Below are 26,320 nucleotides of genomic sequence, written 5' to 3'. Positions count from 1 at the left end.
GGCTGGTTCTCACCGGAGCATTGACAGTTTCGTAGGCTGACGACGGATTCCACCCAGCATGGAACGGTCACCGGCGCATTGCCGTGACGTCACGGCCAGGGGAATTCAACCGGTCTGCGCACCCCGGCTGCCCAGGCTTTTCGCGCTCTCCCGCTGCAATCGCGCGCCCTCCGGATCGCCCAGCCGGTCGAGCAGGTCGGCGAACCGCAGCAGCAGCGCCGCCTCCAGCCTGCGGTCCGCCGCCTGCCGTGCCCAGTACAGCGCGTCGCGGCAGCTGCGTACGGCGTCCTCGGGGCGGCCGGCGAACTCCTGGACCCGGGCCGCCTCGGCCAGCGCGCGGGCCTGGGAGGGCAGGTCGCCGAGCCGTTTGCTCAAGCCGGCCGCCGTCCGCCACTCGCGCAGCGCGGGCCCGTACTGGCCGGTGTACGTCAGCAGGGCGCCGATCCTGCCGTGCAGCCTGGCCTGGTCGGCGAGTTCGCCGCCGGCCTGGCGCAGGGAGAGGGCGCGGCCGTACCAGTCGAAGGCCCGCCCGGGGTCGTGCCGCTCCATGTACGTGCCGCCCAGCGCCTCCAGGACCCGGCCCTCGGCCTGCCGGTCGTCGCAGGCGCGGGCCGCGCCCAGGGCCAGCCGGTAGCGGTCCAGCGCGCGGTCGGTGCGGCCCGCGCCCGCGTCGAGGTCGCCGAGGTTGATCAGGGCGGCGGCCTGTTCGCGCAGCAGCCCGCGGCGCTCGGCGACGTCGAGCACCAGGGAGTGCAGCTCGTAGCGCTCGGCGGCCATCGCGTCGCCGCCGGGGAAGGCCGCCAGCGCCCGGACCAGGGCGGCCACCAGGCGGCGGGCGAGGGTGTCCAGCTCGCCGTCGGCCACCGCGGAGCGCACCGCGGCCAGCAGCGCGGGCAGCCGGGTCTCCAGCCAGCCGGCCGCCGCGGCGGCGGTGTCGAACCGCAGCAGGGCCGGCATGCCCTCCTCGACCGGCTCGCCGGCCAGCGCCGCCCGGCAGGACAGCAGCAGCCGTACGGTCCGCTCCAGCATCCTCGCCCGGGCCAGCCGCACCTCCTCCGGGCGCTCGGCCCCGGCGAGCAGCGCGGCCAGCATCGGCTCCAGGCACCCCGGCACCCGGTACTGCGGCGCCGCGCCCGCGAGCAGCCCGCCGCGTACGAAGTCGTCCAGCGTCCCGCGCGCCGCGTCCACCGCGCAGCCGGCCAGCGCGGAGGCCCCCTGCGCGTCCACCGCCCCCGCGGGCGCCAGCACGAGCAGCCGGAGCAGCCGGGCAGCGGCGGCGGGCAGCGAGTCGTAGGCGAGCCGGAAGGCCCGCACCAGCTCGCCCGCCGGGGGCGCGGGGCGCGGCTCCGAGGCCCCGGCGGGGGGCGTGAAAGGCGCCGCGGGGATCTCGCGCAGGCGCGTGAAGGCGTCGGCGAAAGAGGCGCCGGGGCGGCCGGCGAGCCAGGCGGCGGTCAGCCGCAGCGCGGTGGGGTGGCCGGCGAGTTCCTGGACCAGGGTCTCGGCGCCGCGCGGGTCGCAGCCGACCCGGGTGTCGCCGATCGTCGCGGCCAGCAGCCGTACGGCGGACGGGGTGTCGAGCCCGCCGAGCGTGCAGGGACGCACGTCGGGGACGCCGGACAGCGGACCGCCCGAGGTGGCCACGACCAGGCTGTCCGCGGCCTCGGGCAGCAGCGCGGCCAGTTGCGCGGCCTGCACCACGTCGTCCAGGACCAGCAGCAGCCGCCGCCCGGCCATCGCCTCGCGCAGGTCCGCGGCGCCGCCGCCCAGCGCCCGCAGCAGCCCGCGGGCGACCTGCTCGACCGGTACCGGCGTGCCCTCCGCGCTGGTCAGCCGGACGAAGTACCGGCCGTCGGGGTAGCGCGCCACCACGTCGGCGGCGAGCCGCAGCGCCAGCGCGGTCCGCCCGGTGCCCGGCCGCCCGGCCACCAGCAGCACCCGGGCGGCGGTCCGCCCGGCGCCGCCGAGCCCGGCCCTGTCGATGTCGGCCAGCAGTTCGGCCAGCTCCCGCCCCCGCCCGACGAAGTCCGCGGGCGGCGGCGGCAGGACCGTCACCCCGCCGTCGCCCGGCCGGGCCCCGCTCTCCCCCGCCGGTGCGGCGGGGGGCCGGTCGGGGCGCGGGGCAGCGGGGTCCGAGTGGAGGGACTGGTCTGTCACGGGCCACGCTCCCGGCCGGGTCGGTGCTGCCGTTGCGGCTACGGCGATGAGCGTAGTTGACGCGAGGAGTCCCGCGCCGGGGACTTCGGCGTCACGTGGCGGATGGCCCCCTCAGGCGGTGAACGGCCGGGCCGGCCAGGGCGACTCGGCCGGGCGCAGCGCGTCCAGGCCCTCCCCGGTGAGCGCGGCATGCAGCGCGAGCACGCCGACGACCAGGCAGTTGTTGTGCAGGTCGCCGACCAGGGCGCCGCGGACCAGGTCGGCGAGCGGGACCCGGGCCAGCTCCATGTCGGCCTCCTCCTCCGCGACCTCGAAGCGCTCGCCCTCGGCCTCGGCGACCCCGCGGGCCAGGAAGATGCGTACGGCCTCGTCGCAGCCGCCCGGCGTGGTGTACACGTCGGTGAGCACCCGCCAGTCGTCGGCCTTGACGTGCGCCTCCTCGTACAGCTCGCGCTGGGCGGCGTGCAGCGGGTTCTCGCCGGGGATGTCGAGCAGGCCGGCCGGGATCTCCCAGAGCTTGTGCCGCACCGGGTGCCGGTACTGCCGCAGGACCAGCACCCGGTCCTCGTCGTCGAGGGCGAGGACGGCGACCGAGCCGGGGTGGACCTGGTAGTCGCGGGTCGAGGTGGTCCCGTCGGGCATGACGACCTCGTCCGTGCGGACGCTGGTCTTCTTGCCGGTGAAGGGCGTGGCGGTGGCCGTGACCCGCCACTCCTCCGGGGTGTCCTTGAGCATGCTGCGCCTTCCGGGAGCAGTGGGCGTGGGGATACGGGGTCAGGCGGTGCGGCGCTCGACCGCCGCCTTGACCAGCCCGGCGAACAGCGGGTGCGGCCGGGTCGGGCGGGACTTCAGCTCGGGGTGCGCCTGGGTCGCCACCAGGTAGGGGTGCACATCGCGCGGGTATTCCACGTATTCGACCAGTTTGTTGTCGGGGGACGTGCCCGAGAAGACCAGGCCCGCGGACTTCTCCAGGTCGGCGCGGTAGGCGTTGTTGACCTCGTAGCGGTGCCGGTGCCGCTCCTCGACGTAGGGCTGGTCGCCGTAGACCTCGCGGACGATGGAGCCCTCGGCGAGCTTGGCCGGGTAGGTGCCGAGCCGCATCGTGCCGCCCAGGTCGCCCTTGCCGCCGACGATGTCGAGCTGCTCCGCCATGGTGGAGATCACCGGGTGGGCGGTCGCCGGGTCGAACTCGGTGGAATTGGCGTCGGCGATGCCGGCCAGGTTGCGGGCCGCCTCGATGACGATGCACTGCAGGCCGAGACACAGCCCGAGCAGCGGGACGCGCTGCTCGCGGGCGTAGGTGATCGCCGCGACCTTGCCCTCGACACCGCGGTCGCCGAAGCCGCCGGGCACGCAGACCGCGTCCACGTCGGCGAGCTGTTCCGCGGCGCCCGCCGGGGTCTTGCAGTCGTCGGAGGTGACCCACTTGATGGTGACCTTGGCGTTGTTGGCGAAGCCGCCGGCGCGCAGCGCCTCGATGACCGACAGATAGGCGTCGGGCAGGTCGATGTACTTGCCGACCAGCGCGACCTTCACCTCGTGGGCGGGTTCGTGCACCCGCCGGAGCAGGTCGTCCCACTGCGCCCAGTCCACATCGCGGAAGGGCAGGTCCAGCCGGCGGACGACGTAGGCGTCCAGGCCCTCGGTGTGCAGCACCTTGGGGATGTCGTAGATGGACGACGCGTCGATCGCGGCCACGACCGCATCCTCGTCCACGTCGCACATCAGCGAGATCTTCCGCTTGATGGCGGTCGGCACCTCGCGGTCGGCGCGCAGCACGATCGCGTCCGGCTGGATGCCGATGTTGCGCAGCGCGGCCACCGAGTGCTGGGTGGGCTTGGTCTTCAGCTCGCCGGACGGGCCGATGTACGGCAGCAGCGAGATGTGCACCACGAAGACGTTGTCCCGGCCGACCTCGTGGCGGACCTGGCGGACCGACTCCAGGAACGGCAGCGACTCGATGTCGCCGACGGTGCCGCCGACCTCGGTGATCACGACGTCCACGTCATCGGCGGCCATCCGCCGGATACGGGACTTGATCTCGTTGGTGATGTGCGGAATGACCTGCACGGTGTCGCCCAGGTACTCGCCGCGCCGCTCCTTGGCGATGACGGTCGAGTACACCTGGCCGGTGGTGACGTTCGCCGAGCCGGCCAGGTTGACGTCGAGGAAGCGCTCGTAGTGGCCGATGTCGAGGTCGGTCTCGGCGCCGTCCTCGGTGACGAAGACCTCACCGTGCTGGAACGGGTTCATGGTGCCCGGGTCCACGTTCAGATACGGGTCGAGCTTCTGCATGGTGACCCGCAGGCCGCGTGCCTTGAGCAGCGCGCCGAGACTGGAGGCGGTCAGTCCCTTGCCGAGCGAGGAGGCCACACCACCGGTGACGAAGATGTGCTTGGTCGTCGTGGATTTCGGCGCAATTGCCAAGAGGGGGCTCCCGTGGTCGCGAGTGAGGGTCGGGACGGTGCTCGTACGGGGAGCGCCGTCGCGGCGGTTCAGTGGTTCAGCCCACCGGCCCACGGGCTACCAGGGTATCAGCGCGGCCGGGCCGCCATCGCAGGCGGCACGGGCGACCGGCGGCTTTCGCCCCGCTGCGCCGCTCCCGGGCGGGTACGTCCCGATGTCGCCGGCGCCCGCGGCGGCCGTCCCGGGCGGGTACGTCCGGTGTGCCGGGACTGCACCCGGCCGGCTGAGCGAAGATCGCCGAGACGGGCACATCCGGCCACCCGGACGACGTATCCTTCACGGACGCATTGATGCGAGCCGGCCGGCACGGCACCATCCCGCCCGCTCCCGGATCATGAGCTCGTCGAATATCCCCAGACCGCAAGACCGCCCCAGGACGTGGGGCGGCGCCGTCATTTCGACTGGAGTCGCACGTGGCCGGGCGTATCGAGGACTACGCACTCATCGGTGATATGCAGACCGCCGCACTGGTCTGCCGGGACGGCACGGTCGATTGGCTGTGCCTGCCGAGGTTCGATTCACCGGCGGTTTTCGCCGGGCTGCTGGGCACCGAGCAGCACGGTTTCTGGCGTCTCGGCCCGGCCCACCCGGCCGCCGCCGAGCCGCCGAACTCGACCCGCCGCCGCTACCGCGGCGACTCGCTCGTACTGGAGTCCGAGTGGGACACCCCGCGCGGCACGGTCCGGGTCATCGACTTCATGCCGCCGCGCGACGGCGCCCCGCAGGTGATCAGGATCGTGGAGGGGGTCAGCGGCCGGGTGCCGATGTGCTCCTCGCTGCGGATGCGCTTCGCGTACGGCCAGGTGGTGCCGTGGGTGCACAAGGTCGGCGACCGCACGGTCGCGGTGGCCGGCCCCGACTCGGTGTGGCTGGACACCGAGGTCGACACCTACGGCAAGGACCTGACGACCTACTCGGAATTCACCGTCGCACCCGGTGACCGGGTCGCCTTCACCATCAGCTGGGAGCCCTCCCACAAGCCGCAGCCCTCGCTGCCCGATCCGGAGGGGTCGCTGACCGCGACCGAGGACTTCTGGCGGGCGTGGGTCGAGCAGTGTACGTACACCGGGCCCTACCGCGAGGCGGTGGTGCGCTCGCTGATCACTCTCAAGGCGCTGACCTACGGTCCGACCGGCGGAATCGTGGCCGCGCCGACGACATCGTTGCCAGAGGACATCGGCGGGGTCCGCAACTGGGACTACCGCTTCACCTGGCTGCGGGACGCCGCGATCACCCTGTCCTCGCTGCTGCGCACCGGCTACCGCGAGGAGGCGCAGGCCTGGCGCGAGTGGCTGCTGCGGGCGGTGGCCGGCGACCCGGAGAACCTGCAGATCATGTACGGCATCGCCGGCGAACGCGAGCTGGGCGAGAACGAGCTGCACTGGCTGCCCGGCTACGAGGGCTCCACCCCGGTACGCATCGGCAACGGCGCCGCGCACCAGCTCCAGCTGGACGTCTACGGCGAGGTCACCGAGGCGCTGCACCTGGGCCATATGACCGGCCTCGCCCGCAACGACTACGCCAGCGTGCTCCAGCTCAAGCTGATCCGCTACCTGGAGAAGCACTGGAACGAGCCCGACGAGGGCATCTGGGAGGTACGCGGCCCGCGCCGGCACTTCGTGCACTCCAAGGTGATGGCCTGGGTCGCGGTGGACCGCACGGTCAAGCTCATCGAGTCCGGCGAGGTCGACGGGCCGCTGGAACGCCTCAAGGACCTGCGCGACGAGATCCACTACGACGTGTGCGAGAAGGGCTACGACCGGGAGCGCAACACCTTCACGCAGTCCTACGGCTCGCGCGAGCTGGACGCCTCGCTGCTGCTGATCCCGCAGATGGGCTTCCTGCCGCCGGACGACAAGCGGGTCATCGGCACCATCGAGGCGATCCAGCGGGAGCTGTCCACCGAGGACGGCTTCGTGCTGCGCTACCCGACCTCCAGCGGCGACACCAGCGGCGACGACAACCTCGACGGACTGCCCGGCGACGAGGGCGCCTTCCTGGCCTGCTCCTTCTGGCTCGCCGACGACCTGGCGATGATCGGCCGGGTGGAGGAGGCGCGGCGGCTGTTCGAGAAGCTGCTCGTGCTGCGCAACGATCTGGGGCTGCTCGCCGAGGAGTGGGACCCGCGCCGCAAGCGCCAGGTCGGCAACTTCCCGCAGGCGTTCAGCCATGTGCCGCTGATCGACACCGCGCTGCGGCTGACCGCGGCCGGCGCCTTCCGGGCGTGAACCGCCGCAGGGCGTGAGCCGTCCCGGGGCCGCGTGCCCTACGGCCGGGTGAGTTCGTCGTAGACGCTGAGCACCTGGGCCACCGTGTCGTCCTCGGTGGGCCAGGTGGCGGCCTGGGCGCGGCCCGCGATGGACAGCGCGGCCCTGCGGTCGGGGTCGGCCAGCAGGTCGGTGACCGCGGCGGCCAGGGCCTGCGGGTCGCCGTAGGGGACCAGGACGGCCGCGTCGCCGACCAGTTCGCGCATCCCGCCGACGTCGGTGGCGACCAGCGGCACCCCCGCGTGCAGCGCCTCCTGGGCGATCAGCGCGCGGGCCTCCCAGCGGCTGGGCAGCACCACCAGGTCGGCGGCGGTCAGCAGGTCGGGGACGTCGTCGCGGCAGCCCAGCAGCAGCACCGGCAGCCGCCCGGCCTCGATACGGCGCTCCAGCGCGGCCCGCTGCCCGCCCTCGCCCGCCACGGCCACCAGCGGTGCCGGGTCGAGCGCCGACCACAGCGCGGCGGCGTCCAGCAGCAGGTCGTAGCCCTGCCGCGGTTCGAGCCTGCCGACCGCCAGCAGCAGCGGACGGTCGAGGGCGCCGTGGTCGGCCCTGGTCCTGCGCCGGTGCCGCTCGCCCTCCCCCGGCGGCTTGGGCGGCCGGCCCACCGGACGCGGTACGGCGGCCGGCGCGAACCGTACGTCCTTGCCGCCGAGGCGGCGCGCCCGGTCGACCAGGTCGGACGACACCCCGAGCACGACGGTGGCGCCGCGCACCGCCCGGCGCTCCAGCCAGCGCAGCACCAGGCCCCGGCCGCCCGCCGCGGGGGCGCCGCCGTGCCAGGTCACGACCAGCGGGACGCCGCGTCCGCCGAGCGCGACGGCGGCGAGGAATCCGGCCCACAGGCCGTGCGCGTGGACCACGCCCGCGCCGTTGAAGGCGGCCCGCAGCGCGCCGACCACCGGCGCGTCGGCCGCGGTGGCGCGGCGGCGGCCCAGGTCGACCGGGACGAAACGGGCGCCGGTCGTGCCGAAGGCGTAGTGCGCCTCGGCCGCGGGCGGGCCGCACACGGTCACCTCGACACCCCGCGCCACCAGTCCGCCGACCAGTGAGCTGACGTGTGCTCCCGCCGTCGTGCCGAGGACATGCACGGCGTGCAGCTGCCCTGCGAAGGGGTCGGAGGTGCTGCTCACGCGGGGTACTGCTCCTGACTCGGGCACGGTCTGCGGCGGGTACGGCCAGTCCAGGATGCCAGGCCGCGCAAGTCGCGGAGCAGGCACGGGCGGTGTCGGACCGTCTCATCCGCGCCACGGATCACCCGTACGGGTGGATCACCCGGCCCCAGGAGTCGGCGTGGCGCACCCCGGGAGCCTTCCACAACCGCTCGGCGAAGGAGATCCGGTCGCCCGCCGCCGCCATCGCGACCAGCGCCGTGGCATGCAGCAGCAGCCCGGTCCTGCCGTTGGCCACGGCAACGGCGGCGCCCAGCGCGGCGCCGAGCGCGTGGGCGCCCGCGTCGCCCAGCATCGTGCGCTCGCTCACGTCGTCGCGCAGCACCGCGGCGGCGGCCCCGACGGGTGCGGCGGCCAGCAGGGCCGCCGGGCCGCGGCGCAGCAGGCCGGGGGCGCCGACCGCGATCACCGCCTTGGCCGCGCGGCCGGGCCGCACGTCCAGGAGGTTCACCGCGTGGGCGCTGCCGGCGATCACCACGCCGGCCAGCAGCTGGTCGGCAGGGTGCGACTTGAGCAGGGCGCCGGCGGCGAGGCCCGCGGCGCCTATGCCGAGCAGTTTCACCGCGCCCGAGGTGAAGCGGCGCTCGCGCAGCGCCGCCAGGTGGGCGCCGAATCCTCTTTCCCCGGGCGAGCCGTGCTGGTCGTCGTACGCCCCGCAGGCCCCGGCCGCCAGCGCGGCGCCGACCGCGGCGAGCCGGGTACGCAGCGCCAGGCCGCGGGCCGCGGCCACCGCTGTGGCCGCACCTGCCGCGGCGGCCAGGCCGCCGTACAGCTCGACCCCGCGGCCGGCGTAGTTCGTCCGGCGCCACATCCGCGGTTCGACCGGCGGTCTGCGCCGCAGCTGCGCGTACGCGACCCGGGTGGCCCCGGCCGCGGCCAATCCGACGGACAGCCGCCCGCTCTTTGCCTCCACCATCGACTCCCCCGCTCCCCCGCACACTTGCCCACCCCTCCCCTCCCCCAACCCCAGAGCACTTCCCTCCGAGGGTGCGCGGGTTCTGACGGCTCCCCTGCGCCGCCGCCGCGCTCCCCCTCCGTGCCCGGGGTTCCCGGCGGCCCCCCTCCCGGCAGAAACTGCGCTTCCCGCCCGGGCGCGGGGGTTCCGACGGCCTCCCTCGCGGCAGGGGCTGCGCTCCCCCCGGGTGCGGGGGTTGTGCGGTCCCTTACGGCACGGCGTGCCCACCCAGGGGCGCGAGGAACAGCGCGGGCAACCACCCACCGCCCGGTGGCCCGGAGCACACCGAACGCCCCCACCCGGCCGGCAACCACCCGCGCCCCGGCGGGGGCTCGGCCCCGCCGCACAGGACAACCACCAGGGGCGCGAGGAACGGCGCGGGCAACCACCCACCGCCCGGTGGCCCGGAGCACACCGAACGCCCCCACCCGGCCGGCAACCACCCGCGCCCCGGCGGGGGCTGAGCGCACCGCTACGGGGCTTCGCCCCAGCCGAAGAGGGCGCGGCGCTGGCCGCAGAGTCAGCGGGAGGTTCTGGCGGTAGCCAGAAGCTCCTCGGCATGGGCCCGCGCCAGCACAGAATCGTCCTGGCCCGCAAGCATGCGGGACAACTCGCGGATGCGGTCCTCGCCCTCCAGGACGGTGACACCGCTGCGGGTGACGGACCCGTCGCTGGTCTTCTCGACCAGGAGCTGCCGGTCGGCGAACGCGGCGACCTGCGGCAGGTGGGTGACCACGACGACCTGGGCGGTGCGGGCCAGCCGCGCGAGGCGGCGCCCGACCTCGACCGCCGCCTTGCCGCCGACCCCGGCGTCCACCTCGTCGAAGAGATACGTCGGCACCGGGTCGGACCCGGCGAAGACCACCTCGACGGCGAGCATCACCCGGGACAGCTCACCCCCGGACGCGCCCTTGGCGATCGGCCGGGCAGGGCTGCCGGGATGCGGGGCGAGCAGCAGCTCGACCTCGTCCGCGCCGGACGGCCCGTAAGCGACGGCCCGCCCCCCGATCTCGATGCCCGATTCGGCATCCACCGCTTCGGTCTGCCGGATGGCGACGGTGACCCGGGCGTGCGGCATCGCCAGTTCGGCCAGCTCGGCGGTGACGGCGACGGCGAACCGCTCGGCGGCCTCGGTCCGCAGGTCGGTGAGCTGCTGGCCCAGGCCGCTCAGCTCGGCGCGCAACGCGTCCCGCTCCGCGGTGAGTCCGCTGATGCGGTCGTCGTCGCCCTCCAGCTCGGCCAGCCGTGACCCGCTCTGCCCGGCCCAGGCGAGCACCGCGTCGATGTCGGTGCCGTATTTGCGGACCAGGTGCGCGAGGACGGCCCGGCGTTCCTCGACCGCGGCGAGCCGCAGCGGGTCGGCGTCCAGCTTGTCGGCGTAACCGGCGAGTTCGCCCGCCACGTCGCCGAGCAGGATGCCCACCTCGCCCAGCCGCCCGGCGAGCGCGGCCAGGTCGGGGTCGTGCGCGGCGACCGAGTCCAGGGCGCGCTGGGCGCCGGCGACCAGCGTGCCGGCCTCCACGCCCTCGGGGTCCTCCGGATTTCCGGCCAGCGCCGCGTGCGCGAGGGTCGCGGCGGAGGCCAGCGCTTCGGCGTGCCCGAGGCGCTCGGCCTCGGCGGCGAGGTCGGCGTCCTCCCCGGGCAGCGGCTCGGCCGCGGCGATCTCCTCGACGCCGAAGCGCAGCAGATCCGCCTCCTGTGCGCGTTCCCTGGCCCGGGTGGTCAGCTCGGCCAGTTCCGTGGCGATATCGCGCAGCCTGCGGTAGGCGGCACCGTACTTCTCCAGCGCCGCGACGACGCCGGGCCCGGCGTAGCGGTCCAGTGCCTCGCGCTGCCTGGCCGGCCGCAGCAGGCCCTGCTGGTCGGTCTGGCCGTGCACCGCGACCAGGTCGTCGGCGAGTTCGCCGAGCAGCCCGATCGGGACCGTACGGCCGCCGAGGTGCGCCCGGGAGCGGCCTTCCGCCGACACCGTACGGCTGATCAGCAGCGCGCCGTCGTCGAGTTCCGCGCCCGCCTCCTGGGCGCGGATCGCGGCGCGCGCGTCCGGCGCCATCGTTATCCGGCCCTCGACGACCGCCGCAGCGGCGCCGATCCGCACCAGGGCGGGGTCGGCCCGGCCGCCCAGCAGCAGGCCGAGGCTGGTCACGACCATGGTCTTGCCCGCGCCGGTCTCACCGGTCACCGCGGTGAAGCCGGGTGACAGTTCCACCACGGCGTCCTCGATGACTCCAAGCGACCGGATCCGCATTTCCTCCAACACGGATACGACCATACGAGGTTTCCCGGCCCCGGCGCGACGCCCGCCGCCGAGCGACGCCCTTTCACCCCGCCATGCGCCAGTGCCGCGGCCCTAGCGGGGGGCGCCGCGCCAGCCCGCCACCGGGAGGGCGAACTTCGCCACCAGGCGGTCGGTGAAGGAGGCGTGGTGCAGCCGGGCCAGCCGGACCGGGACGGCGCCGCGCCTGACCTCGACCCTGGCCCCCGCGGGCAGTTCGACCGTACGGCGGCCGTCGCACCACAGCACGCCGTTGGGCGTCTCCGGCTGCACCTCGACGGCGAGCACCGAGCGCGGCGAGGTCACCAGCGGCTTGGCGAACAGCGCGTGCGCGCTGATCGGGACCATGAGCAGCGCCTCGACCTCCGGCCAGACCACGGGGCCGCCGGCCGAGAAGGCGTACGCGGTGGAGCCTGTCGGGGTCGCGCAGACGACGCCGTCGCCGCCGAAGCGGGACACCGGGCGGCCGTCGACCTCGGTGACGACCTCCAGGACCCGCTCCCTCGACGCCTTCTCGACGGAGGCCTCGTTGAGCGCCCAGTCGGTGTGCACGATGCGGCCGTCGTTGCGTACCAGCACATCGAGGGTCATCCGCTCCTCGACTTCGTACTCCCGGGTGACGACCCGGTCCACGACCTTGTCGAGATCGTCGCGTTCCGCCTCGGCGAGGAAGCCGACCCGGCCGAGGTTGACGCCCAGCAGCGGCACGCCCGAGGCGCGGGCGAACTCCGCGCCCCGCAGCAGTGTCCCGTCCCCGCCCAGCACGATGATCAGCTCGCAGCCCTCGACCGCCTCGGGGCCGGCCACGTCGACCTGCTCCACGGCCTCGGGCAGCGGCAGGTCCACGGCCTCGTCGGCGAGCAGCCGCACACCGATCCCGCAGCGCAGCAGGCCCTGGACGACCCGCTCGGCGCTGCGGATCGCGGCGGCCCTGCCGGTGTGGGTCAGCAGGAAGACGGTACGGTCCTCTACGTCGCTCTTGATGGTCACCGGTTCGGCCCCTCCGCCACAGCACGGTCGACATCGGCCGGGTCCAGTACGGGCGCACCGGCGCGCAGCCACAGAAAATATTCCACGTTCCCCGAAGGGCCGGGCAACGGGCTCGCGGTCACCCCGAGCACGCCGAGGCCCAGCTCCGCCGCCTGCCCCGCGACCTTCGTCACGCATTCGGCCCGCAGCTGCGCGCTGCGGACCACCCCGCCGCTGCCCAGCCGCTCCCGGCCCACCTCGAACTGCGGCTTGACCATCAGCACGAGGTCCGCGTCCGGCGCGGCGCACCGCACCAGCGCCGGCAGCACCAGGCCGAGCGGGATGAACGACAGGTCCCCGACGACCACGTCGACCGGCTCGCCGTCGATGTGCTGAAGCGTCAGCTCACGGACATTGGTGCGGTCCTTGATGACGACCCTCGGGTCGCTCTGCAACGACCAGGCGAGCTGGCCGTAGCCCACGTCGACCGCGACCACCTGCGCCGCGCCCGCCCGCAGCAGGACATCGGTGAAGCCGCCGGTGGAGGCGCCCGCGTCCAGCGCCCTGCGGCCCTCGACCGCCAGGCCCAGGGGCTGGAACGCGGCCAGCGCGCCGGCCAGCTTGTGGCCGCCGCGCGACACGTAGTCGGGGCTGCCTTCGTCCTCGGCCACCACGACGGCGGCCGAGGTCTCCACCTGCGTGGCGGGCTTCGTGGCGGTCGCACCCCCCACCGTCACCCGGCCCGCGGCGATCAACTGGCTTGCGTGCTCCCGCGAGCGCGCGAGTTTCCGGCGCACCAGCTCGGCGTCGAGTCGGCGTCGTGCCACTGCCACGTACCGTTCAGCTCCTGTTCTCGTCCAGCGCGGCGAGCGCGTCGCGCAGCCCGCGGTGCACATCCTCGTACACCTCGATGTGCGACTGCGTCGGCATTTCATCGGCGTCGGCGAGGCGGCTGGTCGCCGCGTCGACCTCAGCATTCCCCGTGGGGGCGACCGTCACCCCCAACGGCTCGGGGCGCGCGGATGCCTCCCCGGGGTGCGCGGCCCCGGTCTCGCCGCCGTACGCGCCTGCTGGGGCGGTGGGCTCACTCATCACCGGTGACGTCCGGTGACGCGGTCTTCTTTGCGGCGGACTTCTTCGCCGCGGTCTTCTTGGCGACGGTCGCCGGGGTGGCCTTCTTCGCGGCGGTGGTGCCGCCGGCCTCCGCGGCCGTCTTCTTCGCGGCCGAGGTGCCGCCGGTCGCGGGCGCGGTCTTCTTCGCGCCGGCCGCGGTGGTCTTCTTCGCCGCGGACTTCTTGGCACTGGCCGTGCCGCCGGGCGCGGCGGCCGTCTTCTTCGCCGCGGCCGTCCCGCCGACCGCGGCCGCGGTCTTCTCCGTGGCGGTCGTCCCGCCGGGCGCGGCGGCCGCCTTCTTCGCGCTGGTCGTGCCGCCGGCTGCGGGCGCGGTCTTCTTCGCGGCCGGTGTACCGCCGGTCGCGGACGCGGTCTTCTTGGCAGTCGGCGTGCCGCCGGCCGCGGTGGTCCTCTTCGCGGCCGGCGCCTTCTTCACCGCGGGCGTCGGCGCCATCTGCCCCGTCGCCGCGGTCTTCTTGGCTGCCGCGGTCTTCTTGGTCGCCGTGGTCTTGTGGGCGGCAGCCGACTTGGTGGTGGTGGCCTTCTTCGCCGCGGCGGTCTTACGGGCTGCGGGCGCCGCCTTCTTCGCGGCCGGGGCGGCGGACTTCTTCGCGGGCGCCGCCTTCTTCGCCGCCGGGACGGTCTCCTTGGCGGTCGCGGACTCGGCTGGCTCGGTCTCGACCGGCACGCGCTGGACCGGCGGCGCGGGATCGGAGGGCGCGCCCTTGGGCTCAGCGGGAGCCGCGCCGGCACCGGCACGGGCGCCGTCGTCGTCGGAGTCGGTCGACTCCAGGTTGCGGATGCGGCGTTCGAGCGTTTCCAGCACGACGCCGACCTTCGTCACCTCGTCGGCGAGCCGGCCGACCCGGCTCATGGTCTTGTCGACCTCCTCGCGGATCAGCCCGACCAGCAGGTCGCGGTTGGCCCGTCCGGTGGCCATCAGTTCGTCGGCGAGAGTCTGCACCTCCGCCGGGATGGCGGAATTGATCTTCCGCTGCACGGCATCGACGTCGATGCCGGTCTGGTCGAGCAGCTCCCTGGCCGCGTCGACCGTACGGCGGCGGGTGGCCTCGGTCAGGCCGCCCGCGATCTGCAGACAGGTACGCAGCGCGTCCCGCATCGCTCTCACTCCTCGCCTCGCCGTTGACACATCGTTCACCCGGCGGACCGCGCGGCGGACCACCGTGGTCATGACGCTACCGCCTTCCGCCGCCACAGCCCGTTGACGGTGCCCTGCGGTACCGTCGTCCGGACGTACCGTCCGACCGGGAGAGACCGCGCCGATGGCCACCATCGAGGAGTGCCGCACCGCACTCGACCAGCTGTCGCTGAACATGGCGCGGGCACAGGGCGACGTCCGTGCCGCCACCGCCTTCGACCGTTCGCTGAGCTGCCGGATCACCGATCTGGACATCACCTTCGTGGGGCGGCTCGCCGACGGGACGATCACCGATGTGGTCACCGTGCCCGGCACACCGGCCGACAAGGCGCAGATCCGGCTGACGATGTCGGGCGACGACCTGGTGGCGATGGTCGGCGGCCAGCTGAGCTTCGCCAAGGCCTGGGGCAGCGGACGGGTCAAGGTCCAGGCGGGCCTGCGCGACGTGATGCGGCTGCGCTCGCTGCTGTGACCGTGCCGGGGGCTCGGCGCCCCCCGCAGCCTGGTCGAGTCGTGCGCGACCGCGGGCCGTCAGGCGCCACCCCGATGGCCCGGAGGCCGCCCATCGCCCGCACTGCTCAGGCTTGAGCGGCCGGGCAAGCCGCCTGCCGCATTGTCGACTTGCCGCAGGCGGTGGCTTGGACGCCGATGACGCGGGAACGGCCGGATATGTCGACACTCGGCTCACACGTGATGACCCGCTGGTCGTCTCCAGGAGTGCCCGGAACCGTCCGCGGTCTTGATCATTCTGTCGACGTATCGGCATTTCGGGCAGTCGTCCAGGCCCTCCCGGGAAGGTCGTCAAGGGGGATGTCGCCTCATCGACGGGCCGACACGGCGGCCGTCGCGCGGCGGCGTTCAGTGCGGGATCACCCAGCGCGGCGCCCAGGTCCCGGGGGCGTCGTGGCCGGCCGCCGTGGCGGCGAGGTGGGCGCGGAGGGTGGCCAGCGCCGGGTGGGGGTTGTCGCGGTGCCAGAGGAGCGAGTGCGGGTAGACCGGCACCGGGTCGGTCACCGGGATGCGGCGCAGGCCGTAGCCGGCGGGCCAGACGAGGCGGGTGGGCTCGCCCATGAAGGTGGCCAGCGCCGGGGTGTCGGCGATGGTGTCGAGGAGCGCGTCGGAGCCGAAGTTGGGGCCGGTCGCCTCGATGGTGAGGCCGAACTCGGCGGCGAGGTCGTCGTAGTAGGCGCCCCACTCGGTACCGGGCACGATGCCGGGCATCCAGATCCGGTGCCCGGCGAGCTGGGCCAGGGGCACCGACCTGGCGCCCGCCAGCGCGTGGGCGGGGCCGGTGAGCAGCTGGAGCGGCTCGTCGACCACCCGGACGGACGCGATGTCCTCGGGGAAGGGCCGGCCGGGCGCGGCGACCGCGCGGAAGGACGCGTCGATCGCTCCGGACCGGATGGCGGCGACGGCCGTCTCGATCTCGAACAGCATCACCACGTCGAGGTCGATGTCGGGGTGTGCGCGGTGGAAGCCGCGCAGCAGGCCCGATTGCGCGCTGCGCGAGGCGATCACGTCGACGCGCAGCGGGCGGCGGCCGGCACCCACGGACGCGCCGGCCCGCTCGGCGACGCGCAGCAGCTCGCGGGCGTGGGGCAGGAACGCCTGCCCGTCGATGGTGAGTTCGGCGCCGCGCGCGGTACGGGTGAACAGCCGTACCCCGAGGTCGCGCTCCAGCGCGGCGATGCGCTTGGAGACGGCCTGCTGGGTGACCCCCAGCTCGGCGGCGGCCTCCTGGAACTGCCCCGCGTCGGCGGCGGCGGCGAAGGTCCGGACGGTGTCGAGGTCCATGCCGGAGACCCTAAGGGCACAACCATTGGTTGTGGCTGGGTGGCCCCGCGGTTGTTTGATCCCCGGGTACAGGGCTCGCTTTGATACGTCCGATCACGGATCGGTTGTACAGCTGGGCAACGAGGGGGCGGCGGGCATGAAGAGCGGGCACCGGCTGGGGCATCTGCTCGGCCAGCGGCTGGGCTGGCGGTTCGGGTGGCTCTGGGGAGCGTACGGGACCAGCGCGCTCGGTACGTGGCTGGCCTTCGGCGCGTTCCCGGTGATCGCCATCCAGGTGCTGCACGCCGGACCGGCCGAGGCCGCCGCGCTCTCCTCCGTGGGGGTGGCGGTGGGCGCGGTCGTGGCGGTACCGCTCGGCCCGTGGGTGGAATTCCGCCGCAAGCGGCCGGTGCTGGTCGCGATGGACCTGGCGCGGTTCGCGGCACTGCTGACGATCCCCGCCGCGTTCGCGCTCGGCGTGCTCACCTTCGTCCAGCTCCTGCTGGTCTCGGTCGTCGTCGCGGCGGCCGACATCTCCTTCCGCGCGGCCTCCGGCGCGTACCTGAAGACACTGCTGCCGGCCGAGGACCTGCTCGTCGCCAACGCCCGGTTCGAGTCGACGGCCTGGACGACCACGATCGTCGGACCGCCACTGGGCGGCGCCGCGATCGGGCTCCTCGGCCCGGTGGCGACGGTGGTGGCCGACGCGGTCAGCTACCTGCTGTCGGCCCTGGGCATCCGCGCGACGGGCGGGCACGAGCCGCTGCCCGAGCGCCGGGAGGCCGCACGCATGCGGGCCGGGGACCTGCTCGACGGCTGGCGGTACATCCTCGCCGACACGACGCTGCGCCCGCTGCTGTTCAACACCGCCCTTTTCAACGGCCTGGTGATGGCCGCCGATCCGCTGCTGGCCGTCCTGATGCTCGGCCGGCTCGGGTTCGCACCCTGGCAGTACGGCCTCGCCTTCGCCGCGCCCTCGATCGGCGGGCTGCTCGGTTCACGGCTGGCCCGGCCGCTCGCCACCCGGTTCGGGCAGCTCCGGGTCCTGGTCGTGGCCGGAACGCTGCGCGCGCTCTGGCCCGTCGGCCTGGCCTTCCTGGGTCCTGGCACCGGAGGGCTGCTGCTGGTGATGGGCGTCGAGCTCGGGCTCATCTTCTGCTGCGGGGTCTTCAACCCCGTCTACGCCACCTACCGCCTGGAGCGCACCGCGACCGACCGGGTGACCCGCACGCTGTCCGCCTGGGCGGTGACGACCAAGGCCTCGACCGCGCTCCTGACGGCGCTGTGGGGCGTACTGGGTGCCCTGCTCGGCCCGCGTACGGCGATCGGCCTGGCGGGCGTACTCCTGCTGGCGACTCCGCTGCTGCTTCCCCGGCGCCGCCGCGCGGCGGCGCGTCTGTCCGAGCCCGAGCCGGAGCCGAGCCGGACGTGACGGGCCGCCAGGGCGGTGACGGTCGGGGGCCGCCACCGCATCGGGTCGTGCCGCCCTTCACGGTCGGCCTTCACGGTCACCCATCATGGAGGTTAGGTTAGCCTCACCTTATTGATCTCCTTCCGAGCAGAGCGGTGCGCCACCATGAACCTGTCCCCCGCCTCCACGCCGCTGTCGGCCGCCGACGTGAAGAGGGTGAGCTGAGGTCATGGCCGCGCCCACCTACGACTTCTTCCACACCCGTGTGCTGCGCACCCACCGGCTCTCCCCCGGCATGCTGCGGATCGTGCTCGGCGGCCCCGGCCTCGACGCGCTCGTCAGCGGCGGGCGGGACCAGCGGCTCAAGCTCTTCCTGCCGCAGGAGGGGCAGGACGTGCCCGTCCTCCCCGACCTCCTCGACGCCGACTGGTACCCGCGCTGGCGCGCCCTCGACCCGGCGGTGCGCGGCATCATGCGCACCTACACGATTCGGGACGCGCGGCGCGATCCCGTCGAGGTCGACATCGACTTCGCACTGCACGGCGACCTCGGGCCCGCCTCCCGGTGGGCCGCCCGGGCCGTACCGGGTGACCGGCTCACCGTGCTCGCGCCCGTCGTGCCCGACAACGGCGGGGTGGACTTCCAGCCGCCGGGCGACACCGACTGGGTACTGCTGTGCGCCGACGAGACGGCGGTGCCGGCCGTCGCCGGCATCCTGGAGTGGCTGCCGGCCGGCACGGTGGTCAAGGCGTGGATCTCGGTCGGCGATCCCGCGGACCGCATCGACCTCGCCACGAAGTGCGACGCGGAGGTCACATGGCTGACCCGGCCCGCCTCCCTGCCCGCGGCTCTCGCCGCCGCCGCGTTTCCGGCGGGGGCGCCGTATGCGTGGGTGGCCGGGGAGGCGGCGGTCGTCCGGGAGGTCCGCCGGCACCTCGTCGGTGCCCGCGCATTCCCGCGACCTGCGGTCGCCTTCGCCGGCTACTGGCGCGACGGTACGTCCGAGGACGCGCTTCTCCCGGCGACCTGACCCTTCCCCCGGCCGCCCGGATCGCGGGCGGTTCCCCGCGCCCTGGGGTGGTGGCTGCCCGTTTCCACCCGACGGTTCGCCGTGGCTCGTCGGGCGGTTCCCCGCGCCCTTGAGGGGGTGCCACTTGCTGCGGCGTCGCTTCTCTCCCACCGCCGTGGCCGAGCGCCCCGTTCCCCGCACTCCTGAGCGGGTGCCCCGTCCTGTTTTTCCTTTGCCCGCGGCCGCGTCGTGGCTGGTCGCGCAGTTCCTCGCGCCCCCAGGTGATTGCCACTTGCTGCGGCGGCGCTTCTCTCCCGCTGTCGTGGCTGCGCGCGCCGTTCCTCGCGCCCCTGAAAAGCTCGCTTGCCCTCGGCGGAAGAGCCGAGCCCCGTAGGGGCGCGGGGAACGGCGCGGCCAGCCGAGATGGCGCCGCAGGCGAGCACGCACCGCAAGGGGCAATCGCCCAGGGGCGCGGGGAACTGCGCGACAAGCCACGGCGGACCGTCGGGTGGAAACGGGCAGGCACAACCCCCAAGGGCGCGGGCAGCCGGAACCCGCCGCCCATGCGAAGGGCGCCGCACGGGTGCCGTCAGAGGCCCAGGCGGGCCAGCGCCTTGGAGAGGTCGAGGTCGGACGACGCCGACTCGGCGAGGGACCAGGCCGCGCAGCACACCGCTCGGAGGCCGTCGGCCGCCTCGCCGGACCCGGTGAGATCCAGGGAACCGCCCGACGCGGTGGCGGTCCAACCGCCGCAGGTCGCACGGGAGCCGTCCCACTCGACGGACGGGTGAGCGACGAGCAGCCCCCGCAGGTCGGCCGCGACATAGGTCGGCCGGTGGTGCGGCGCGGCCGCGACGAGATCGGCCGGCTTCGTGACCCCGGTCAGGACGAGCAGCGAGTCCACCCCGCCCGCGTACGCCCCCTCGATATCCGTGTCGAGCCGGTCGCCGACCACCAGGGGCCGCTTCGCCCCGGTCCTGAGCACCGTCTCCCGGTGCATCGGCGGCAGCGGCTTGCCCGCCACCTGCGGCGAACCGCCGGTCGCGATCCGTACGACCTCGACGGCCGCGCCGTTCCCCGGCGCGATGCCGCGCGCGCTGGGGATCGTGAGGTCGGTGTTGGAGGCGAACCACGGCACCCCGGCGTTCACCGCGTGCGCCATCTCCGCGAGCTGCGACCAGCGCAGCTCGGGCCCGTAGCCCTGAACTGCCGCCACGGGGCTGTCGTCGGCGGACTCGACCGGCTGGAGCCCGCGTTCGCGCAGCGCCGCGAACAGGCCCTCCCCGCCGACCGCCAGCACCTTCGACCCGGCCGGCACATGGTCGGCGATGAGCCGGGCGACGGCCTGCGCCGAGGTGATGACGTCCTCGGCGTCGGCCGGCACGCCGAGCCGGGTGAGGTGTTCCGCGACCGCCTCCGGGGTACGGGCGGCGTTGTTGGTGACGTAGGCGAGCCGCATCCCGTCGGAGCCGGCCGCGGCCAGCGAGTCCACCGCGTGCGCGATCGCGTCGCCTCCGGTGTAGACGACACCGTCGAGGTCGAGCAGCGCCGTGTCGTACGCGGTGTCGAGCGGCTGGTCGCTGCCGCTCGGACTGGTCCGGTGAGTCATGGGCGGGCTCGCTCCTCGGTATGTCGTCGTCGTCCTGATCATCCCTCATCGCGCCGCCGCACGTAGCATGCGCTGATGAGCACTCCCGGTCCCTACCCCGGACCCGACTCCGGACCCCACCCCGGTCCTGATGGCGAGCAGGGCCTGCGGCTGATCCCCTTCCGCGGCCTGCGGTACGTCGCGGAGCGCGTCGGCAGCCTCGCGGCGGTCACATCGCCCCCGTACGACGTCGTCGTCCGCCCGGACGGACAGCGCCACCTGGAGACGGCCGACCCGTACAACGTCGTCCGCCTCATCCTTCCCGACGCCGAGTCACCGGCCGCCCGGCACCGCAAGGCCGCCCGCACACTCGCCGCCTGGCGCGACGCGGGCGTACTGGCCGCCGACCCGCGCCCCGCGCTGTACGTCTACGAGCAGCGCGACGGCGACCACCTGCAGCGCGGAGTCATCGGCGCCCTGCGGATCACCCCGCCGGAGCGCGGTGTCGTCCTGCCGCACGAGGACGTGATGCCCGGCCCGGTCGCCGACCGCGCGGCCTTGATGCGCGCCACCCACGCCAACCTCGAACCCCTGCTGCTCGCCTACCGCGACGGCGACGCGACGGCCGCCCTCGTCGAGCGCACCGCCGGCACCCGCGAGCCGCTGCTCGCCACGACGACCGAGGACGGCGTGCGCCACCGCCTGTGGTCGCTCACCGACCCGGCGGAGGTCGACGCGATCCGCGCCGACCTGGCAGGCCGCCAGGCCCTGATCGCCGACGGCCACCACCGCTGGGCCACCTACCGCAGGCTGCGGGCCGCGCACCCGCCGGGCACCGCGTGGGACTACGGCCTCGTCCTGCTGGTCGACACCGCCCGCCACCCGCTGCGGGTCCGGGCCATCCACCGGGTGCTGGAACGCCTGCCGCTCGACCGCGCCCTCGACGCCGCCCGCCCGTACTTCCGGGTGCGCGCCCTGCCCGGCCACAGCCTCGGCGAGGCCCTCGGCGCCCTCGCCGACGCCGCGCGGGACGGCAACGCCTTCGTCCTGGCCGGCGACGGCGGCTTCCACCTGCTGGACCGCGCGGACCCGGGCGTGCTCGACCGCCTCGTGCCCGCCGACCGCCCGCCGCAATGGCGGCGCCTCGACGCCGCCGTCCTGCACACCGTGCTGCTCGACCACGTCTGGCGGATCCCCGACTCCCCCGGCTCCCCCGACGAGATCCGCTACATCCACGCGGCCGACGCCGCCGTCGAGCAGGCGGAACGGCACGCGGGCACGGCAGTGCTGATGCACCCGGTACGCGAGCACGTCGTGCTCGAACTCGCCCAGCAGGGCGTGATGATGCCGAGGAAATCGACGTCCTTCGGGCCGAAGCCGGCCAGCGGGCTGGTCATGCGGTGCCTCGACCTGGGCTGACCGGGCTGTCCGAGCCGAAGCGCGCAAAAAAGGAGGGCGGCACCCGCGGTGTGCGGGTGCCGCCCTCCTTGTGTCAGTCCGCCGGACTAGTCCTTGTCGCCCGGTGCGGGCTCACGGAACGGCGAGTCGAGGAATGACGCCGGGTCGGCCTCGTCGGTCAGGTCGGCGTCCTTGCCGTCCGTCTCCTCCGCGTCGTCCTCGTTGTCGTCCGCGTCATCCTCGTCGGCGATGTCCTCGCCTTCGTCCTCGTCCTCGTCCTCATCGTCGGCGGCGTCCTCGTCGTCGCCGGTGACAACGGCGGTGTCGGAGTCCTTCGTGCCGGACGGCTTACCGGCCGCCGCCTCGGGCCCGTCCGTCTCGTCGGTGTCGTCGAAGGCGTCGACGAATTCCACCCCGTCGAGCTGCGCGAGGCGGTCGGACGCGTCGGTGGTGCCGTTCTGGTCGGCCTCCAGCGCCTTCGCGAACCACTCGCGCGCCTCGGACTCCCGGTCCACGGCGAGCAGCGCGTCGGCGTACGCGTACCGCAGCCGCGCGGTCCACGGATGCACGGCGCTGGACGCCAGCTCCGAGCTCTGCAACGTCACGACGGCCGCCTCGGCCTGCCCCAGGTCCTGCCGGGCACCCGCGGCCACCAGGCGCATTTCGACCTGGCCCGCCTTGTCGAGCTTGTGCACCTCGGGCGCGCCCGCCATCTCCAGCGCCCGCTCGGGACGCCCCAGGCCGCGCTCGCAGTCCGCCATCACCGGCCACAGGTCCACCGTGCCGGTCATCCGCCGGGTGGCCCGGAATTCGGCCAGCGCCTCGGCATAACGCTCACTGGCGTACGAGGCAAAGCCTGCCGCCTCCCGTACGGCCGCGACACGCGAGGCGAGCCGCAGCGCGATCCGCGAGTACGCGTACGCCTGCTCGGGCTCCTCGTCGAGCAGCCGGGCGACCATGACCAGGTTGCGCGCCACGTCGTCGGCGAGCGTCTTGGGCAGGCTCATCAGTTCCTGGCGCACGCTCGAGTCGATCTCGTGGCCGGTGACCTCGTCGGGGATGGGCAGCCGGCGGATCGGCTCCCGCTCATCACGCCGCTCGTCCCGGCCGCCCCGGCTCTCGAACCGGCCGCGCCCTTCGACAGCGGGCCGCCGACCGTAGCCGCGGTCGTCGCGGGGACGGTCGTCGTCGCGCCGCGGACCACGGGGACGGTCGTCCCGCCGGTCGTCACGCGGGCGGTCCTCGCGGGGACGGTCGTAACGCGGCCGGTCGTCACGGGGACGGTCGTCGCGGGGACGGTCGTCGCGGCGGAAGCCGCCCCGGTCGTCCTCGCGGCGCGGGCCACGCGGACGGTCGTCGCGCGGACCGTCGTAACGCGGGCGGTCGCCGGCGGGACGGTCGTAGCGAGGCCTGTCATCACGGGCCGGACGGTCATCACGCGGCCGGTCGTAGCGCGGACGGTCGTCACGGGGGCCGTCATGGCGGGGACGGTCGTCCCTCGGCCGGTCATAGCTCGGGCGATCGTCACGGGGACGGTCGTAGCGCGGCCTGTCGTCACGGGGGCCGTTGAAACGCGGGCGATCGTCACGGGGGCCGTTGAAACGCGGGCGATCGTCACGGGGGCCGTTGAAGCGCGGACGGTCCCCACCAGGACGGTCATCCCGCGGACTGTTGAAACGGGGACGGTCGCCACCAGGACGATCGTCGCGGGGACCGTTGAAACGGGGCCGGTCGCCACCGGGACGGTCATCGCGACGGAAGCCACCGCCGCCACCACCGGGACGGTCACCCTCACGACGCGGACCACGCGGACGGTCATCACGCGGACCGTCGTAACGCGGGCGGTCGCCGGCGGGACGGTCGTAGCGCGGCCTGTCATCACGGGCCGGACGGTCATCACGCGGCCGGTCGTAGCGCGGGCGATCGTCGCGGGGACCGTTGAAACGGGGCCGGTCGCCACCGGGACGGTCGTCACGACGGAAGCCACCGCCGCCACCACCGGGACGGTCACCCTCACGACGCGGACCACGCGGACGGTCATCACGCGGACCGTCGTGACGCGGACGGTCGCCACCGGGACGGTCATCACGGGGACCGTTGAAGCGCGGACGGTCCCCACCAGGACGGTCATCGCGACGGAAACCGCCGCCGCCACCGCTGCCACCGCCGGCTGGCCGGTCATAGCGGGGGCGGTCGTTACCGCGGAAGCCGCCACCACCGGGACGGTCGTCGCGGCGGAAGCCGCCACCACTCCCGCCGGGACGGTCGCCGTCACGACGCGGGCCACCGCGCGGACGGTCATCACGCCGGTCGTCACGTGGACGATCGTCACGTCGGTCATCGCGGCGGAAGCCGCCACCGCTGGGACGGTCGCCGTCCCTTCGCGGGGCACCACTGCGGTAACCCCCGCGGTCGCCACCGCCGTTCGGGCGCGAGTCCCGGCGTTCGGGACGCTCGGGCCGGTCTTCAGGCGAGTTGGACATCGACGTGACTCCTCGAATCGTGCTGCTGTAGTACAAGTCTCCCGTAACCACGGGGAAGGCGCGCTTTGTGGGCGCCATACAAAAAGACCCCTGGTCCTAGCGCTTAGGCCAGGACCAGGGGTCTGGAAAGATTGTTCGGCGGTGTCCTACTCTCCCACAGGGTCCCCCCTGCAGTACCATCGGCGCTGAAAGGCTTAGCTTCCGGGTTCGGAATGTAACCGGGCGTTTCCCTAACGCTATGACCACCGAAACGCTATCGGGTCGCCCCGCCGCGCAGGCGGGACATCGACAGAGTCCAAGCGAACAAGCACACTTTTCAGTTAAGTGAATCTGTTCAACCGGTGCGACTGTTCGCAACCCGGGAACCAAACAGTGGACGCGAGCAAATGAGGACAAGCCCTCGGCCTATTAGTACCGGTCAGCTCCACCCCTTACGAGGCTTCCACATCCGGCCTATCAACCCAGTCGTCTACTGGGAGCCTTACCCCATCAAGTGGGTGGGAGCCCTCATCTCGAAGCAGGCTTCCCGCTTAGATGCTTTCAGCGGTTATCCCTCCCGAACGTAGCCAACCAGCCATGCCCTTGGCAGGACAACTGGCACACCAGAGGTTCGTCCGTCCCGGTCCTCTCGTACTAGGGACAGCCCTTCTCAAGACTCCTACGCGCGCAGCGGATAGGGACCGAACTGTCTCACGACGTTCTAAACCCAGCTCGCGTACCGCTTTAATGGGCGAACAGCCCAACCCTTGGGACCGACTCCAGCCCCAGGATGCGACGAGCCGACATCGAGGTGCCAAACCATCCCGTCGATATGGACTCTTGGGGAAGATCAGCCTGTTATCCCCGGGGTACCTTTTATCCGTTGAGCGACGGCGCTTCCACAAGCCACCGCCGGATCACTAGTCCCTACTTTCGTACCTGCTCGACCCGTCAGTCTCACAGTCAAGCTCCCTTGTGCACTTACACTCAACACCTGATTGCCAACCAGGCTGAGGGAACCTTTGGGCGCCTCCGTTACCCTTTAGGAGGCAACCGCCCCAGTTAAACTACCCACCAGACACTGTCCCTGATCCGGATCACGGACCGAGGTTAGACATCCAGCACGACCAGAGTGGTATTTCAACGACGACTCCACCACGGCTGGCGCCATGACTTCAAAGTCTCCCACCTATCCTACACAAGCCGAACCGAACACCAATATCAAGCTATAGTAAAGGTCCCGGGGTCTTTCCGTCCTGCTGCGCGAAACGAGCATCTTTACTCGTAGTGCAATTTCACCGGGCCTATGGTTGAGACAGTCGAGAAGTCGTTACGCCATTCGTGCAGGTCGGAACTTACCCGACAAGGAATTTCGCTACCTTAGGATGGTTATAGTTACCACCGCCGTTTACTGGCGCTTAAGTTCTCAGCTTCGCCACACCGAAATGTGACTAACCGGTCCCCTTAACGTTCCAGCACCGGGCAGGCGTCAGTCCGTATACATCGCCTTACGGCTTCGCACGGACCTGTGTTTTTAGTAAACAGTCGCTTCTCGCTGGTCTCTGCAGCCACACCCAGCTCAAGGAGCACGTCCCATCACCGAACATGGCCCCCCTTCTCCCGAAGTTACGGGGGCATTTTGCCGAGTTCCTTAACCATAGTTCACCCGAACGCCTCGGTATTCTCTACCTGACCACCTGAGTCGGTTTAGGGTACGGGCCGCCGTAAAACTCGCTAGAGGCTTTTCTCGACAGCATAGGATCATCCACTTCACCACAATCGGCTCGGCATCAGGTCTCAGACTATGTGCCACCCGGATTTACCTGGATGACGTCCTACACCCTTACCCCGGGACAACCACCGCCCGGGCTGGACTACCTTCCTGCGTCACCCCATCACTTACCTACTACCCCCTTGGGTCAGCGGCTCCACCACTCCCCCTCACTCCGAAGAGATCAGAGGCGGCTTCACGGCCTTAGCATCAAAGGATTCAGCACTGGGCGCTTTACAGCGGGTACCGGAATATCAACCGGTTGTCCATCGACTACGCCTGTCGGCCTCGCCTTAGGTCCCGACTTACCCTGGGCAGATCAGCTTGACCCAGGAACCCTTAGTCAATCGGCGCAAGAGTTTCCCACTCTTGTATCGCTAC

19 protein-coding genes and 2 rRNA genes (1 of these 21 cut by a window edge) are annotated in these 26,320 nt (G+C 73.0%); 5 read left to right on the top strand and 16 right to left on the bottom strand.

Annotated elements, in window-relative coordinates:
- Positions 1 to 105 precede the first annotated feature (105 nt).
- The 3 genes from OHA86_RS29895 to OHA86_RS29885 all read right to left on the bottom strand — a co-directional run bounded on the left by OHA86_RS29895 (position 106) and on the right by OHA86_RS29885 (position 4,581).
- On the bottom strand, positions 106 to 2,154 hold the full coding sequence (locus OHA86_RS29895; protein ID WP_443071915.1) for a hypothetical protein: 2,049 nt from the start codon (positions 2,152 to 2,154) through the stop codon (positions 106 to 108).
- Positions 2,155 to 2,265: 111 nt separating this feature from the next.
- Complete coding sequence (locus OHA86_RS29890) at positions 2,266 to 2,889, bottom strand: NUDIX hydrolase (RefSeq protein WP_329180214.1); 624 nt, start codon at positions 2,887 to 2,889, stop codon at positions 2,266 to 2,268.
- Between the two features lie 39 nt (positions 2,890 to 2,928).
- Complete coding sequence (locus OHA86_RS29885; protein WP_329180212.1) at positions 2,929 to 4,581, bottom strand: CTP synthase; 1,653 nt, start codon at positions 4,579 to 4,581, stop codon at positions 2,929 to 2,931.
- Positions 4,582 to 5,033: 452 nt separating this feature from the next.
- Between OHA86_RS29885 and OHA86_RS29880 the strand changes: the two genes are divergently transcribed.
- Positions 5,034 to 6,848, top strand: a complete 1,815-nt coding sequence (locus OHA86_RS29880) for a glycoside hydrolase family 15 protein (protein WP_329180210.1) — start codon at positions 5,034 to 5,036, stop codon at positions 6,846 to 6,848.
- 38 nt (positions 6,849 to 6,886) lie between these two features.
- On the opposite strand, the gene OHA86_RS29875 is transcribed toward OHA86_RS29880, so the two are convergent.
- From OHA86_RS29875 to OHA86_RS29845, 7 genes are all read right to left on the bottom strand, one after another.
- The gene (locus OHA86_RS29875; RefSeq protein ID WP_329180208.1) at positions 6,887 to 8,017 is read right to left on the bottom strand and encodes a glycosyltransferase family 4 protein; all 1,131 of its coding nucleotides are present in this window, start codon (positions 8,015 to 8,017) and stop codon (positions 6,887 to 6,889) included.
- Positions 8,018 to 8,138: 121 nt separating this feature from the next.
- On the bottom strand, positions 8,139 to 8,972 hold the full coding sequence (locus OHA86_RS29870) for a hypothetical protein (protein WP_329180206.1): 834 nt from the start codon (positions 8,970 to 8,972) through the stop codon (positions 8,139 to 8,141).
- Between the two features lie 559 nt (positions 8,973 to 9,531).
- On the bottom strand, positions 9,532 to 11,283 hold the full coding sequence (gene recN, locus OHA86_RS29865; RefSeq protein ID WP_329180204.1) for a DNA repair protein RecN: 1,752 nt from the start codon (positions 11,281 to 11,283) through the stop codon (positions 9,532 to 9,534).
- Between the two features lie 78 nt (positions 11,284 to 11,361).
- Entirely contained in the window at positions 11,362 to 12,276 is a 915-nt protein-coding gene (locus OHA86_RS29860) for an NAD kinase (RefSeq protein WP_329180202.1), read from the bottom strand.
- Complete coding sequence (locus tag OHA86_RS29855; protein WP_329182608.1) at positions 12,273 to 13,082, bottom strand: TlyA family RNA methyltransferase; 810 nt, start codon at positions 13,080 to 13,082, stop codon at positions 12,273 to 12,275. The genes OHA86_RS29860 and OHA86_RS29855 overlap by 4 nt, the downstream gene beginning before the upstream one ends.
- A gap of 13 nt (positions 13,083 to 13,095) precedes the next feature.
- On the bottom strand, positions 13,096 to 13,347 hold the full coding sequence (locus OHA86_RS29850) for a hypothetical protein (protein ID WP_329180201.1): 252 nt from the start codon (positions 13,345 to 13,347) through the stop codon (positions 13,096 to 13,098).
- Positions 13,340 to 14,488, bottom strand: coding sequence for a hypothetical protein (locus OHA86_RS29845; RefSeq protein ID WP_329180199.1), 1,149 nt, complete (start codon positions 14,486 to 14,488; stop codon positions 13,340 to 13,342). Before OHA86_RS29845 ends, OHA86_RS29850 begins: the two co-directional genes overlap by 8 nt.
- A gap of 163 nt (positions 14,489 to 14,651) precedes the next feature.
- Between OHA86_RS29845 and OHA86_RS29840 the strand changes: the two genes are divergently transcribed.
- Positions 14,652 to 14,999 carry an SCP2 sterol-binding domain-containing protein gene (locus tag OHA86_RS29840; RefSeq protein WP_329180197.1) on the top strand — a complete coding sequence of 116 codons (348 nt, stop codon included), beginning with the start codon at positions 14,652 to 14,654 and terminating at the stop codon, positions 14,997 to 14,999.
- Between the two features lie 386 nt (positions 15,000 to 15,385).
- Here the strand turns inward: OHA86_RS29840 and OHA86_RS29835 are convergent, their stop codons facing one another.
- Entirely contained in the window at positions 15,386 to 16,321 is a 936-nt protein-coding gene (locus OHA86_RS29835; RefSeq protein WP_329180195.1) for a LysR family transcriptional regulator, read from the bottom strand.
- Between the two features lie 136 nt (positions 16,322 to 16,457).
- Between OHA86_RS29835 and OHA86_RS29830 the strand changes: the two genes are divergently transcribed.
- Together OHA86_RS29830 and OHA86_RS29825 are read left to right on the top strand one after the other, a co-directional pair.
- On the top strand, positions 16,458 to 17,732 hold the full coding sequence (locus OHA86_RS29830) for an MFS transporter (protein WP_329180192.1): 1,275 nt from the start codon (positions 16,458 to 16,460) through the stop codon (positions 17,730 to 17,732).
- 208 nt (positions 17,733 to 17,940) lie between these two features.
- A complete protein-coding gene (locus tag OHA86_RS29825) occupies positions 17,941 to 18,741 on the top strand; it encodes a siderophore-interacting protein (RefSeq protein ID WP_329180191.1) in 801 nt (266 codons plus the stop codon).
- Positions 18,742 to 19,309: 568 nt separating this feature from the next.
- Here the strand turns inward: OHA86_RS29825 and OHA86_RS29820 are convergent.
- Positions 19,310 to 20,329: an HAD-IIA family hydrolase gene (locus OHA86_RS29820; protein ID WP_329180189.1), complete on the bottom strand. Its 1,020-nt coding sequence runs from the start codon at positions 20,327 to 20,329 to the stop codon at positions 19,310 to 19,312.
- Positions 20,330 to 20,404: 75 nt separating this feature from the next.
- On the opposite strand from OHA86_RS29820, the gene OHA86_RS29815 reads away from it, so the two are divergent.
- Complete coding sequence (locus tag OHA86_RS29815) at positions 20,405 to 21,727, top strand: DUF1015 domain-containing protein (protein ID WP_329180187.1); 1,323 nt, start codon at positions 20,405 to 20,407, stop codon at positions 21,725 to 21,727.
- An 86-nt stretch (positions 21,728 to 21,813) separates the two neighbouring features.
- On the opposite strand, the gene OHA86_RS29810 is transcribed toward OHA86_RS29815, so the two are convergent.
- The 4 genes from OHA86_RS29810 to OHA86_RS29795 all read right to left on the bottom strand — a co-directional run.
- Positions 21,814 to 22,728 (bottom strand): hypothetical protein, encoded by a 915-nt coding sequence (locus OHA86_RS29810; RefSeq protein ID WP_329182607.1) that lies wholly within the window; start codon positions 22,726 to 22,728, stop codon positions 21,814 to 21,816.
- Positions 22,713 to 24,047, bottom strand: coding sequence for a hypothetical protein (locus OHA86_RS36165; protein WP_443071914.1), 1,335 nt, complete (start codon positions 24,045 to 24,047; stop codon positions 22,713 to 22,715). The genes OHA86_RS29810 and OHA86_RS36165 overlap by 16 nt, the downstream gene beginning before the upstream one ends.
- A gap of 275 nt (positions 24,048 to 24,322) precedes the next feature.
- A 5S ribosomal RNA gene (gene rrf / locus OHA86_RS29800) occupies positions 24,323 to 24,439 on the bottom strand.
- A 138-nt stretch (positions 24,440 to 24,577) separates the two neighbouring features.
- Positions 24,578 to 26,320, bottom strand: a 23S ribosomal RNA gene (locus OHA86_RS29795) (it continues 1,385 nt past the right edge of the window).

Source organism: Streptomyces sp. NBC_01477, from assembly GCF_036227245.1.
Taxonomy (GTDB): Bacteria; Actinomycetota; Actinomycetes; order Streptomycetales; family Streptomycetaceae; genus Actinacidiphila.
The sequence above is the reverse complement of the archived record's forward strand: the minus strand, read 5'-3'. Positions and strand labels throughout refer to the sequence as shown.